The following is a 13700-nucleotide window of genomic DNA, read 5'->3' on the forward strand; positions in this document are numbered from 1 at the left end:
AGAGAAATCCAGTAATCCATGGAGGGATGATATACCCTTGGGGGTATAGGCGATACGATCTAGATCATACGGCTCAGACCGCCGGGAACGGGCCGGGAGATCGCCGGATACCGCCCTATTCGGGGGTTACCGGGCCTATGCGAGAGCTGAAACGCAGGAAGGTGTCGATGGCCTCGGCGATGGCTTCGTCGGGCGACAGCTCGCGGTTCTCCTGCAGGCATTCCCTCATGCGGTGGGTGATGATGTGGATGCCGATGCGGTCCATGGCCGAGCGCGCCGCGGCCACCTGGGTAAGCACTTCCTCGCAGTCCTTCTCCTCCTCCACCATGCGGATGATGCCGCGCACCTGGCCCTCGACTCGCCTCAGCCTGCGCAGAACGGCTTCTCTCTCGTCGCTGTTTCCGGCCATAATACCTCCTCGTCTCGGACCATTGCCATTATATATCCGCCATGCGGGCACCACCATCAGCTGCGTCATGTCTCCGCGCGTTACGGAGGCCGGACGAGGACCCCATGTACCGCGCAGGATTCGAAGGCCGCTTCCCCGAAAAAAGGCTTAGGGTGAGCCGCAGGCTGCGGGTGCATATGGGCCCGCGAACCTGGTCCCCGCGTGCGGGAACCGGTGCGCGACGCGGGGGCTCGAATAAGGTTGATGGCTTGAACGTCCCCGTCCAGCGAGGGTCATTCAGGACTCAACCCGGGAAGGAGGTGCAAGATGGAGAAGCAGGTGGGACGGATCACTCATTACTTCGCCAAGATCGGCGTAGCGGCCATCGAGCTCGAGGACGAGCTGCGGGTGGGAGACACCATCCACATCAAAGGCCACACCTCGGATTGGACCCAGGGGATCACCTCCATGCAGATCGAACACGACCAGGTGGAGAAGGCGGGACCGGGGGACGTCATCGGCATCAAGGTGGAAGGCCATGCCCGGGAACACGACATCGTGTACAAGGTCACCGGCGACTGACCACCACACGCGGGGCCATATGTCCGTGAAGGCCTCCTCCCATGGGTTATAATGGCTGCGAAAGGACCTTTGGGTACGAAACCTCGATCGGGAGGAAGGATGGCGGAGGCGGCCGTAAGCGGCTCCGAGCGCTTTGAGTTCGAGATAAGAGGGGGGTTGTGGGAGAGCGTCCACGTGGTGGTCTTCTACGCGTCGGTGGTCTCGGCGGTGCTGGCCACCGCCGGCGTGCTGCGCCTGGAGTTGGGGATCAGCTGCATCGTCATCCTCTTCTACAGCATGTTCACCATCTTCTCCTCGCCCACCTATGCGATCTGTGACGCCGGGACGCGCCAGCTCATCCTGGAGCGATACCATTACTTCATACCCAGCCGCAAGGCCATGGAGCGCGAGGAGCTGGAGGGCCTGGAGGTCGTCGAATCCCAGCGCGTCCCCGACGAGGGCGGGGAGCGTGCCACCAGGCATGACCTGGCGTATTTCGTCCGTGTATACCTGTTGCGCAAGGGCGGCCGCAGGCTGAAGCTGTACGGTTCCGGCATGACCGGCGCCCCCGCCGACAACCGCGCCAAGGCCTTCCTCATCGCGCAGCACCTGGCCGGCGAACTGGATATCCCCGTCAAGTACGCGCGGCGCGGCCGCGGTGAAGACCACGCCGCGGGGCGACCTGGAGAATGATCGAAGGTGAAGGAGAACCGCCCCAAGACGGCAGTTTCCATCGCGCTCTGCGCGGCGCTGTTGCTGACCGCCGCGGTCGTCTCCTCTTGTGGCGGCGAAGAGGCCGTGCGGGGTTGGGACAGCGACCCCATCGTGCCGGGATATTCCATGGCGGAGGTGTCCATCGGCGATCCCTTCTCGGCGGTGCAGGAGGTCCACGGCGACCCCGCCGAGAAGCTGAAGGACGGCGGCTACCTCTATGCCTACTACGAGAGGACCAGGGAGGACGGCAAGATCGACGACCCCGCCTCGTGGCGCCTGGTGGTCACCCTTTACGACAACGGCAACGGCTACCTCGACGGCGCGGACGAGGTGGGTTCCATCGAGGTCTCGGCGCCCTACTCCGGGCTCACCTCGGGGGGGGTCGGCATCGGGAGTTCCCCGGGGGACATCGAGAGGGAGTTCGGTCCTTGTGAGAACATAAGCGAGATACAGCGACCCGACGGCAACAGGATGAAGCTCTATTCCTACGTGGAGAGGGGAGTCGATTTCCTGGTGCTGCCGCCGCAGGGAGCCATCACCGTGGTGGTCTACGCTTACGGCGGACTACGCCCCGTAGAGGAAGAAGGCGACGACGATGACGCCCAGGGGGGACTCTTCGGCATTTACGGCAATGCCCCCATAGTCGCCGGCCAGACGGCGGCGGGGATCATCATGGGGGATGAGTTCCGGGCGGTGAAAGAGAAATACGGTGCTCCGGATAGCACGGGTTTTACCACCGAGGGACTGGTCTACGCCACCTATACCGGGGGTTACGGCCCATGGAAACTCAACTTGTATCTTGAGGACACGGACGGCAACAATACACTTGGGGACTTCGACGTCGTGGTGTCCATAAGCGTTCGCTACCCGTATATGGGCCTGACGCCCAAGGGCGTGGGCATATCCTCGTCGACGGCCGGGGCCGTCGCCGAATTCGGCCCGCCGGAAAAGCAGAGCGAAGTGGAGCAACAGGGCGAAAGACTGACTATCCTGGAATATAATTCCAAAGGTATCGTCTTTGCCGCCAGGGCCGGCACGGGCGAGATCGTGGAGATAGATGTCAACCGCCCTCTCGCCCCGTGACAAGGGGCAGGGGAGGCTGATATAAAACGTCCCGGGAGGGGGCCGTAAGAGAAAGCGGGTGAGCGTTATGTTGAAAAGAGTCAAGCGTCTGGCCCTGCTCTCGGCCGTTGGGTACGGCCTGGCGGTGAAGTCACTCAACCCCAGCCTGCGCGACCTGACCGATCCCGCGTGGCACCTCGAAGTCCCAATGCGCGTGACCATGCGCGGCCTTACCAGGTTGCTGCCGGCCCTCTACGACCGCTTCGGGGAGAAAGGGGTGCGGGCGCTGCAGTACGTCTTCTACCGCATCGGGGAGGACCGCGCGCCCATCCTCCGCGAATACCTGCAGATCGACCCCTATGACGCGCGCAGCCTGGGCCGCGTCCTCGACTACGAGGACGGGCTGGCGGGGGTACGCGGCACCTGGACGGAAGAGACCAAGGGCAGGGCGGTGAAGGAGGAGCGGTACTGCCCGGCGGCACGGGATCTGGAATGCTGCCCCGAGGTATGCACCAAGCTGATGATGGCCCTGGAGGCGGGGACCTTCTCGGTGCTCAACCCCGACCTCATGGTCCCGGAGCTCTCCAAGCTGCTCTCCACCGGAGACGACTGCTGCCTCGCCACCATCGAGCTCCCCCTTGCGAAGAAGGAGGCCGGCAAGGATTCGCCCCAGGCGACACCGGGCGCCTTCCCCCCCGTGCTCAAGGTGCCAGGCCTCGAGGCCAAACTGGCGTCGCAGGGGATCAAGAGCGTCCTGGCCGCGCTCTGGACCATCCTAACCAAGGGGCCCGAGCAGCCCATGCACTGGTACGAACATATCCGTTACGGCCCCGGGGCGTGATAGTTGTACTACGACGTCCTGGTGGTGGGAGCTGGTCCCGGCGGCTGTATGGCGGCACGTTCCCTCGCGAGTTCCGGGTTCAAGGTCGGTCTGATCGAAAAAGAGAAGTTGCCGCGGGACAAGCCCTGCGGGGGCTTCATACCCCCGGGGGCGGCGAAGCTGCTGGAGGAGGCTTTCGGGGCCTTGCCCCCGGACGTCATGGATGTGCAACCGACGGTCCGCGGCGCCCGCCTCCTCTGCGAGGGCGGGGGCTCCTACGCGCTGCCCTATCCCGCGCCCGGCCTTTCCGTGATGCGCTCCCGCCTCGACGCCCATATGGCCGCGCGATGCGGCGCGCAGGTCATGGACGGATGCGAGCTGGTCGACTTCGACCTGGAGCGTTTCCACGTAACGGCGAGCATCTCCTGCGGCGAGCGGGAAGAGGTGGTGGAGGCGACCTACCTGGTGGCAGCTGACGGGGCGGACTCCATGGTCCTGCGCCGGCTTCGGCCGGAGTTCCACCGCCTCTACGCCGCGCCCCGCCTGGAGAGGGCCATGCTGGTCATGGGCGAGGGCTCCATGGACTGGGACCCGGAATGGATGGGTCTCGCCCTCCTGCGCAACGGTATAGGCATCGACCGCTTCTTCGCCAAAGGCGGCCTCATCGGGATGGCGGTCAACCTGGGCACCGACCGCGGCTGGCGCGAGGAGCTGGACGCCCTCACCTCCGTATTGAGGCAGAGGGCGGGGCTGCAGCTGCAGGGAGAGCCCATGCGCCGCATCTCCGCCTCCAACCGCATGGCGGCGGGTGGCCATTACAGCCTGGGGGCGGGCTGCGCCCTGCTGGTGGGCGAAGCGGCGGGGCTCCTCGACCCCTGGGGTTTCGGGATCGGGCTGGCGCTGGAGAGCGGGCAAGTGGCCGCGGAGTCCATCGCCGAGAGCGCCGGGGAGAGGATCACGCCGCATATCCGTTATCGCTACCGTATGCAGGAGATAGTTGAGCGCGAGCAGAGGCAGCGGCGGCATCTCGACGCCGGCGTGGGTGAGCTGGATACCTCTTCCCTGGCCTCGGACCGCGGCCGTGCCGCACGCGGCGACCGGCGCGCCCTGCGCCGCCGCTTCTCCAAGTAACGGGGTCAGCCCGGAGGGGGTCAGCCCCTGACATGTGACATCGTGCTGCGCAACGGCAACCAGGGCTTCGGGTGTGCCCGGCATGTCACATGTCAGGGGGTGACCCCGATCATGCGGTGGTGGTGCATCTCCATGGCCCGCTGATAGAGCTCCGCGTAACCGGCGGCCATCACCGCGGGGCTGAAGCGCTCCTCCGCGGCCCGGCGGCAGTCCAGGGGGTCGATCTCGTCGATGCGCCCGATGTACGACAACAGCTCCCGGGGGGAGTCGGCGAGCCAGCCGGTGACGCCGTGCTGGACGATCTCGGGCACGGCACCCCAGCGCGTGGCTATCACCGGTGTCCCGCAGGCCAGGGATTCCGCCATTACCAGCCCAAAGGGCTCCTCCCACCGGATGGGAAAGAGGAACGCGCGTGCCCGCGACAGCAGGCGGACCTTCTCCTCCTGGGTCACCTCCCCGGCATAGACCACCGTCTCTCCGTCAACGTGTGGCCGCACGTGCCGCTCGAAGTACTCGCGGTCGCGCCCCTCGTCTATCTTGCCCGCGAGGATGATGCGCCAGCCGGCCTTGCGGGCCAGGGCCACCGCCTGGTCCGTGCCCTTGTCCTCGCAGATGCGGCTCAGGCAGATGAGATAATCGTCCTTTTCGCCCAGCCAGCGGTGGGTCTCGATGTCGACGGCGTTGTGGACGACGCCGAGATAGTTGAGGTCAGGGCCACACTCCATCTGCCGCTCGCTGATGGCCACGTAGTAGCAATCGTCCCTGAAGGCCTGGTAGAACCGGCTGGTCTCGCGGGTGAAGGGCCCGTGCAGGGTGTGCACCACGGGTTGGGGGAGCAGGCTGGCGAAGGCCGTCCCGAGGAAGCCCGAATGGTCGTGGACAATGTCGTGATCCCCCCTGGCGATCTCCCGGTAAGCCTGTCCAACGTGATACGCATCGAACAGCGTCTTTCCCATGTGGCGCGTGGGTGCTTCCTCCAGGTAGGTCACCTGCCTGGCCGCGGTGCCGCCCGGGCCGGCGGCGAAGAGGGTCACCCGGTGCCCTTGCTCCACCAGTCCGTCGACCAGCAGCGCCAGGACCCTCTCTATCCCGCCGTATCCGTCGGGTGGGACGGGTATCCACACTGGTGCCAGCATGGCGATGTGCACGAGGTCTCCTCCTCAACCATGTTTATCATACCGCTCCGGGGCGAACCCCATCGAGACCAGGGAAAGGTCGATATAACCGGCATACCCATGACGTACACTATCCCTATTTCCCGATCCCTGCGTTTTCAAACTACTGCGGCCGCCGCGTTATTACCCGCACGCCCGCCCCGCCAAGTGGGGGCACGATGGTCACGCGGACCGCATGCGGGGCATAATAAAAGGAGTACATGTGGCAGGTCAAACGCTCCAGAGGTCCGGCCCATGGGCCGGAACAGCCGCAGGGCAGTATTACATCACAGCATCAGGGAGGAACGGAACCGGGGACATGCGCCGTAAGGCATACCGCATAATCGTCTTCGATTGGGACGGCACCGCGGTCAGGGACCGCGCCGCCGACGCGAGGCCGGTGGCCCTTGCCCTCCGGGACCTGCTGCAACTGGACGTCTATGTGGTGGTGGTCACCGGCACCAACTACGACAACATCGAACGCCAGTTCGCCTGCCATATCTCCGGTCCCGGCAAGCGCAACCTCTACATCTGCACCAACCGCGGCTCCGAGGTCTACGGCTTCGACGCCCACTCCGAGCTGTTTCTCCTCTACCACCGGGAGGCGACACACGAGGAGAACCAGGCCCTCGACCGCGTGGCGGAGGCGTTGAAGGCCGAGGTGGAAACGGGCTCGGGTCTGACCATAGACATCGTCTATAACCGCCTGAACCGGCGGAAGATAGACCTCATACCGGAATGGCCCGACCCCCCCAAGTCCAGAATAGGCAAGCTGCTCCGGCAGACGGAGAGGCGCCTGCGCGAGGGGGGCTACGCGCCGGGGATCAAGGGGGTCTACGAGGCGGCGGAGCGCTACTCCCGGCAGATGGGCCTGGCCGACGCCCGCATCACCAGCGACGTCAAGCACGTGGAGGTGGGGCTCACGGACAAGTCCGATTCCCTGCGCTGGATCCTCAGGGAGGTGGCGGAGCGGCGCAACATATCCTACGGCGACGTCCTCGTGCTGGGCGACGAATTCGGCCCCATCGCCGGTTTCGAGGGGTCCGATTTTCGCATGGTGCTGCCCGGGGTCGAGGGGATCACTTATGTATCCGTGGGCAAGGAGCCCAACGGGGTCCCCGCGGGGGTAGAGCCACGGGGGGGAGGCCCGGCGGAGTTCCTGCGCATTATAAAGGACCAGGCATACCTGCGGCGGCTCTTTCTCCCCAGCAGCGACCCCACCTTCCTCGTCGTGGAGGAGGGCTACGACCCCGTGCGCGAACGAGAGGTGGAATCCATCTTCACCATGGGCAACGGCTACCTGGGGACCCGTGGGTCCCTGGCCGAACAGGACGAGGCGTCGAGTCCCGCCACCCTGGTAGCCGGGGTATTCGACCGGCGCAGCCAACCGGCCCCGGACGAGATGCCCATCTTCCCCGACTGGCTCTTCACCCGTATCTACGTAGACGACGAACGCATACAGATGAAGCGCAAGAACATCGTGGAGCACCGGCGCATACTGGACATGCACAAGGGGGTGCTCTTCCGCGAGCTGCTCTACGAGGACATCACCGACCGCGTGACCCGGGTGCTCTTCCTCTGCTTCGCCTCCCTCGCCGATCCCCACGCCCTCGCCCTGCGCGTGACCGTCATACCACGTAATTACCGGGGCGAACTCAGGCTGGAGACGGGGCTGCGGCTGAACCCGCGCAGCAACCCTCCCCTGCGCGGCCTGGAGAGGATGACCGGCGGATACGCGGACTCGGACACCGGGGTGTTCGTGCGCGCCCAGACGCTCTTCACCGCCATCGACGCGGCTATGGCACAGCAGAGCCGCATCGCCCCCGGCTTCGTGGAGCCGGAGCACTCCTATGGCAGTGACGACCTTACCGTTCTGGAGAGCTGGCGCTGGATCGGCGATATCGCCCAGGAGGTGACGCTGGAGAAGTTCGTCAGCGTCTTCACCTCGCTGGATGGAGTGGACGCGCAGCAGGCGGCGCTGGCGCACGCGGCGGAACAGCTGCAGCACGATTTCGAGGAGCTGATGCTCCAGCACATGGCGGCCTGGGAGGAGCGCTGGAAGACCGCCGCGGTGCATATTAGCGGAGACCCCGAGGCCCAGCGCTGGGCGAACTTCGCCGCCTACCACCTCATCAGCGCCGGCAACGCGGGCAACGATCGCGTATCCATCGGGGCCCGTGCCCTCTCCGGCCCCATCTACAAGGGCCATATCTTCTGGGACTCGGAGATGTTCATCCTGCCCTTCTTCGTCTTCACCCATCCCGCCACGGCGCGCGCTATGCTCATGTACCGCTATCACACCCTGGGAGGAGCGCGGGCCAACGCGGCACTGGGCGGCTACCGGGGCGCCCAGTACGCCTGGGAATCCACCGGCGACGGCAAGGAGATGACCCCTCCCGCGGCCCTCGCTCCCGACGGCGAGGTCATCCCCATCCTCTCCGGCCACCTGGAGCACCATATCACGGCGGACGTGGCCTACGGGGTGTGGACCTACTGGTGCGCCACCCGCGATGAGGAATTCCTCCTGGAGGCGGGGGCGGAGATCCTGGTGGAGACGGCCCGCTTCTGGGCAAGCCGCGCCCGGCTGGAAGAAGACGGCCTCTACCACGTCCGCGGGGTCGAAGGCCCCGACGAGTACCATGAGGAGGTTGACGACAACCTCTATACCAACCTGATGGCCGCCTACAACCTGCGCCATGCCGTGGAAGCGGTCAGGATCCTGAGGGATGACCACCCGGAGGAATGGCGCCGAATGCGGAAAAAGCTCGCCCTGCGGGCAAAGGAGCCGGACGCGTGGAGCGAGGTGGCGGAACGCATGTACGGCAACGGGGAGAGCGGCCTCCTCGAGCAATTCGCGGGCTATTTCCAGCTTGAGGACATCGATGTCCGCCGCTATGAGCCGCACACCGTGGCCCTGGACACCATCCTCGGGAGGGAAAAGACCGCCGCCTCCCGCCTGGTCAAGCAGGCGGACGTGGTCATGGCGCTGTACCTGATGGAGGACAGCTACGACCCGCGGACCATAGAGGAGAACTTCCTCTATTACGACCGGCGTACCGCCCACGGTTCCTCGCTCTCCCCCGCCATCTACGGGCTGGTGGCGGCACGCCTGGGGATGACCAGGACGGCCATGGAATACCTGCGCAGGGCGGGCACTATCGACTTGGGCGACAGCATGGGCAACGCCGCGGGCGGGGTGCACGCAGCGGCGCTGGGCGGCCTGTGGCAGCTGCTGGTAATGGGTTTCGCGGGGGTGAGGGCCTGGGACGCGGGGCTCTTCATCTACCCTAAGCTGCCGTCGCGCTGGCGCCGTCTGGAGTTCTCGCTCAACTGGCGCGGCGCGTGGCTGGATTTCGACATCAGGCGCAACCGCAGCATCACGCTGCAGGTCTCCGGGCCGCAGGGCATCGAGGTTGCGGTGGGCACATTTGGACGCGAACCTCGCATGGTACGTACCGGGGGCCTATACGTTTCGACCTGGTCCGGGAAGGGCTGGGGCGACTTCGAGGAAGAGGGTGGAGGCTGATGGCCGTCGGACAGCGGCGGGCGTTGGTCCTGCCCCTGGACGGGTCAGTCGCCTCGGCCAGTGCCCTCGGAGCCGCCCGCGCCCTGACGCGGCGTGTGGGCGGGGTGCTCCACGTGGTGCACGTCACCGACCATCCCGTGCCCCACCACCGCCTGGCCCGGCGGTTGCAGATCGCCCCCATGCAGGAGGACTTCGTGTTCCACCAGCCGCGCGGGGAAGTGGCGGGCGCCGTCCTGGACCTGGCGAAATCAGTGCAGGCGTGGATGATCGTGCTCTCGGGCCATGGCCAGTCCAACGACCCGGAACGGCTGGCCGGCCAGACCGCCCTCGACCTCATACAGCGCTCCACCCTGCCGATCACGGTGATCCGCGCCGCCATGCGCGAGTTGCCCGGTCCGGAGTGGCGCCCGTCCAGGATGCTCGTACCCCTCGAGGAGACCCCGTTGGCTGACTGCGTGATCAAGCAGGTCTTCGACCTGGCCCGGGAGATGCAGTTGGACCTGGACATCCTGCATATAACCGGCGCGAAGAAGAAGCCCCCCATGGAGTTGGCGACCTTCAGCAGCCCCCGCTACCTGGACCACCCACAGTACGACTGGCCGGCCTGGAACGAGGAGTTTCTCTACCGCTTTTACACCTACCTCCACCCCGATGCGCGGCTGCGCCTCTTCCACCGGCGGGGCAGGCCGGACGCGGTGGTCCTGCGTTTCACCATGGAGAACGGCGAGGACTTCATCGCGCTGTCCTGGCGCGGCCTGCTGCAGGACAAGGTGGCGGAAACAGTACGGGGCGTGCTGGCCCGGGCCGAGGTCCCGGTGCTTCTCATCCGCACCTAGGGGCTGACCCCGAGGTTGAGGAACTTGACCGTGGGCCCTTTCTCTATAGTGAGGGTATAAGGCTCCTCGATCTCGAAGACCTCGCCGTCCAGGCTGTAACCCTCGCGGCACTCCATGTGGATGCGCGAGGCCCTCCGGTTAAAGAACTCTTCCATGGGGTAGGGGGGGTGCTCGGAGTTCTTCCCCCACAGCAGCCGGTGCAGTTTCCTGGCCATCTTGAAGATGGGCACACTGGTGGCGATGACGTAGAAATCACCCTCGCCCTCGTCGCGAAAGGCGTCGAAGGATATCACCACCACCTGGAACATCACCGCGAGGACGATGGTCACCTGGTCGGCGGGGATCGTGAAACCGTCGATGGTCACCTTGGCGGGGGTGAGGCCGAAGACGTGCTGGTAACGTGTGCTCTTGGTCGCGCCCCCGATGGCGCATTTCGCGAAGAGCTTGGCAGCGGCCACCGGGCCGCCGTTGGTCTCTCGGTAATAGACACGGTGGAAGCGGTAGAGGGCGCCGTTGCCGTAGAAGAAGCCGTACTCCCTCTCCTCCCTGCCGCCGATATCCCGCGTCACCCGCAGGGTGGACACCTCGATATGGGGAAGGTCTGGCGAGAGCCGCTCGGCAGCTACCGCCCGGCGCAACAGGTCCGGTGTCTTGCCCTTTATCTTAAGGTGGTCGGCCAGGAGGTTCATGGTCCCGCCGCGCAGGGGAAAGAGGACGGGCACACCCACGGCCTCCTCGCCGTACTTGTTGATCATGTGGGTGATGGTCCTCTGCATGGTGCCGTCGCCGCCGTTGATACAGATGAGGCGCTCCCCCCGCGCCAGCATGCGTTCGATAGCCCCGTCGATCTCCTCCATGGTCTCGGTCTCCTCGACCAGGCCGCCTGGCCCGACGATCTCCGGCAGGCCGTAGCTCTTGTAACGGCCGAAACGGTTGCGGCCCGCCTCGACGTTGGTGAGCACCGCTATGCCCAGCAGGGGCAGGGGAAGGACAGGGACCCCCGCGGCGGCGATGTCGCCGCAGCAGAGCAGAGCCGCTGCCAGGACCAAGCCGGCCGATACATATAGAAAAAGATAAAGCCATGCTCGCCGCCGGCCCGCCCAGCCGTTGTTTGGTCCCATATTCACCTGTGCGGGTATGAACGGATACTTACGCTATCCTATCATCCTCGGCTCCGGGCAGCCATCCGTTCGCTTCCCGGCGTCACCCCGACATGGACAAGCCGCCCCCGATCAACCCCAGGAAGGAGAAGACGAGGAAGATGTACATGCCCGCGCCCACGGAGATACCCTCGGTGCGCAGGATGGTGGTGAGGTTGGTTATAGCCATGCCCAGGGCGAAGATGGAAAAGAGGATGGCCAGGCCCCCCAGCCCCTTGCTGCGGAAGAGGAGCATGAGCACGGCTATAAGAGCGATGAGGCCTCCCACGATGAGCGAACATAGGCCGGTGAATATGGGGTAGCCGTCGGAGTAGATGAAGAAGGCGTTGACCACCTCTCCGGAGGCGCCCCCTCCAGCCTTGCCGATGTCGAACCAGTCCCAGCCGGAGAGCGAGAGGTATCCGCCTGGTCCGCTGCCCCAGGCCATCCACGTGCTCACCAGCACCATGATCCCGGCCACCAGGACGATGAGGGCCCCCACCCAGAACATCCCGCTCCTGGTCTTGGAGGTGTAGGCAGGCGCCGGGGCGTAGGCGGCGGGATAGGGCGCCGCCGGAGGCGCGGCATACGGCTGCTGGTAGGCGCCGGGCGGAGGCGCCTGCTGCTGGAACTGGGCGGGCTGCTGGTAGGTAGGCTGCGCCGGCTGCTGATAGGTGGGCTGTGCCGCCTGCGGCGGCGGCACGGGGGGATGCGTGGCCGCCGGCGGAGGTACCGCCCCGGCGGCGGGCGCCTGCGGCTCCGCCTGGACTTGCGCCTCCAGGCCTGCGCCGCATTTAATACAGAATTTCGCCCCTTCCTTGTTCTCCTGGCCACATTGCGGACATGCGCTCAAGTCCCTCACCCCCTAAGGATGCATTCCTCTGCCTCCATCTCGCTATCATGTTGCCGGCATCGTTCCGCAGCGATGCCCTGGCGGTACCGATAAGAGCGGTGCGTTACCCCCCTTCAATCCATTATTCACCCGGCGTTACCCATCTCCTTCCCACAGGAGCTCGACCAGCCACCCGTCCTCTTCCCCGGGTGCCTAACGCAGCAGCTCTACCAGCCAGCCGTCCTCCTCACCGCGGCATCTCACCCTGCCCTCAGCCTCCAGTTTGTCCAGGTGGCACTGGAGGATCTGCGGCCCCGGGAAAAAGACGATGAGCGGATTGTTATTGAAGACCCGCGACGACAGTTCCGGAAAGGGCAGCGGCCCGCCCGCGAGTTCGGCCAGCACCTTGTCCTCGCGGCGCAGCAGCCTCTTCCTGGTCCTCTCCACCTCTGCCCGCGGTTCACCGCTGACGTTGCCGTGTGAGGGGACGACGTAGGCGGCGGACACCGTCGCCAGTCTGTCCAGCCCCTCCAGGAAGCCGGTGAGCCCGCCCGAAGACGGCGCGTACCAGGCCACCACGTCCCCCACCGCATCAGCGGTGAAGAGCATGCCGTTCTCCGGCTCGAAGAGGGACACCAGGCCGTTGGCGTGTCCCGGGGTCACTATCACCTGGAACCTGTACTTTCCCAGTTTGAGTTCACCATCAGGGTCGATGGTATCCGTAGCGTCGGCCTTGGCCATAGGGCAGAGACCGCTGAAATAGTCCAATATATCCGGCTTTTCGACGTCGTACGGGTTTATACCGTAGCGCAGCGGGAGGGCCATGTCGAAGGTGCGGTTGAGCTGGGAGGGTTCCGCGGCCAACGCTACCTCCACCGGATGCAGGAAGACACGGGGCGAGATCTCCTGCAGCAGGTAGCGCATGGCCCCCATGTGGTCGGGATGTGCATGGGTGAGTACCACGGTGTGGATATCGTCCATGGCCAAGCCCTGTGCGACGATGAACTCTTTGAGGCGCAGGTAAGTCTCCTCGTGTCCGCAGCCCGCGTCCACCAGGATGGCGCCGTCTTCATCCCTTATCAGGAGCACGTTGGCCGACGCCGGCCAGATGGTCTCCCTGTCCTTGTGCAGGACGATGCCTTTGGGAAGCAAGCGCGTTCCTTTCTCAGGCGAATACCGTAGCTATTCTACCGTATTAAGCGGGACCCGTGGCCAGCGACGCGTAGCGCTGGGGTCAGCATTTATACCGGCCCCAGTCGCCATTGCTCAAGACCGTCGCCAGGTATGTGCATCCCGGCGCGGCGTCGCAGGTCCATCTTCCAGGGGCGAAGCAGGGCAGGGGGGCAGGTCTTGCATGTGCGCGATACGACCGCCGGTGCGAAAGGGCAACATACCGAGGTATCCAAAAAGCAAGACCTGGAATGATAAAGAACGGACGCCTCCGAACAATTAGGTGACAAACCAAACATGCCGGTTGAAAGGGCCGGCACGACCGAAAGGAGGCGTCCCATGAGTAGAGTGTACATCGGTATCGACC

Annotated in this window: 12 protein-coding genes; 7 read left to right on the forward strand and 5 right to left on the reverse strand. The window is 65.3% G+C overall.

Going from position 1 to position 13700, the window contains the following annotated elements; all coding sequences use genetic code 11:
* Positions 1-115: 115 nt before the first annotated feature.
* On the reverse strand, positions 116-409 hold the full coding sequence (locus AB1384_07680; protein MEW6554149.1) for a metal-sensitive transcriptional regulator: 294 nt from the start codon (positions 407-409) through the stop codon (positions 116-118).
* Between the two features lie 306 nt (positions 410-715).
* Between AB1384_07680 and AB1384_07685 the strand changes: the two genes are divergently transcribed.
* The 5 genes from AB1384_07685 to AB1384_07705 all read left to right on the forward strand — a co-directional run bounded on the left by AB1384_07685 (position 716) and on the right by AB1384_07705 (position 4676).
* Positions 716-970: a translation elongation factor-like protein gene (locus tag AB1384_07685; protein MEW6554150.1), complete on the forward strand. Its 255-nt coding sequence runs from the start codon at positions 716-718 to the stop codon at positions 968-970.
* 99 nt (positions 971-1069) lie between these two features.
* Positions 1070-1642: a hypothetical protein gene (locus AB1384_07690; protein MEW6554151.1), complete on the forward strand. Its 573-nt coding sequence runs from the start codon at positions 1070-1072 to the stop codon at positions 1640-1642.
* A 6-nt stretch (positions 1643-1648) separates the two neighbouring features.
* Positions 1649-2746 carry a hypothetical protein gene (locus AB1384_07695; protein ID MEW6554152.1) on the forward strand — a complete coding sequence of 366 codons (1098 nt, stop codon included), beginning with the start codon at positions 1649-1651 and terminating at the stop codon, positions 2744-2746.
* A gap of 70 nt (positions 2747-2816) precedes the next feature.
* A complete protein-coding gene (locus AB1384_07700) occupies positions 2817-3566 on the forward strand; it encodes a hypothetical protein (GenBank protein MEW6554153.1) in 750 nt (249 codons plus the stop codon).
* A gap of 3 nt (positions 3567-3569) precedes the next feature.
* Positions 3570-4676, forward strand: coding sequence for an FAD-dependent monooxygenase (locus AB1384_07705; protein MEW6554154.1), 1107 nt, complete (start codon positions 3570-3572; stop codon positions 4674-4676).
* A 92-nt stretch (positions 4677-4768) separates the two neighbouring features.
* On the opposite strand, the gene AB1384_07710 is transcribed toward AB1384_07705, so the two are convergent.
* A complete protein-coding gene (locus AB1384_07710; protein MEW6554155.1) occupies positions 4769-5824 on the reverse strand; it encodes a glycosyltransferase family 4 protein in 1056 nt (351 codons plus the stop codon).
* A 325-nt stretch (positions 5825-6149) separates the two neighbouring features.
* Here AB1384_07710 and AB1384_07715 point away from each other — a divergent pair, with 325 nt between their 5' ends.
* Together AB1384_07715 and AB1384_07720 are read left to right on the forward strand one after the other, a co-directional pair.
* On the forward strand, positions 6150-9356 hold the full coding sequence (locus tag AB1384_07715; GenBank protein ID MEW6554156.1) for a glycosyl hydrolase family 65 protein: 3207 nt from the start codon (positions 6150-6152) through the stop codon (positions 9354-9356).
* Entirely contained in the window at positions 9356-10192 is an 837-nt protein-coding gene (locus AB1384_07720; protein ID MEW6554157.1) for a universal stress protein, read from the forward strand. The genes AB1384_07715 and AB1384_07720 overlap by 1 nt, the downstream gene beginning before the upstream one ends.
* Here the strand turns inward: AB1384_07720 and AB1384_07725 are convergent.
* From AB1384_07725 to AB1384_07735, 3 genes are all read right to left on the reverse strand, one after another.
* Complete coding sequence (locus AB1384_07725) at positions 10189-11241, reverse strand: diacylglycerol kinase family protein (protein MEW6554158.1); 1053 nt, start codon at positions 11239-11241, stop codon at positions 10189-10191. The genes AB1384_07720 and AB1384_07725 overlap by 4 nt on opposite strands.
* A gap of 154 nt (positions 11242-11395) precedes the next feature.
* Positions 11396-12184, reverse strand: coding sequence for a zinc-ribbon domain-containing protein (locus AB1384_07730; GenBank protein ID MEW6554159.1), 789 nt, complete (start codon positions 12182-12184; stop codon positions 11396-11398).
* A 192-nt stretch (positions 12185-12376) separates the two neighbouring features.
* On the reverse strand, positions 12377-13315 hold the full coding sequence (locus tag AB1384_07735) for an MBL fold metallo-hydrolase (protein ID MEW6554160.1): 939 nt from the start codon (positions 13313-13315) through the stop codon (positions 12377-12379).
* Between the last annotated feature and the right edge of the window lie 385 nt (positions 13316-13700).

The sequence above is a fragment of the Actinomycetota bacterium genome (assembly GCA_040757835.1).
Classification (GTDB): domain Bacteria; phylum Actinomycetota; class Geothermincolia; order Geothermincolales; family RBG-13-55-18; genus SURF-21.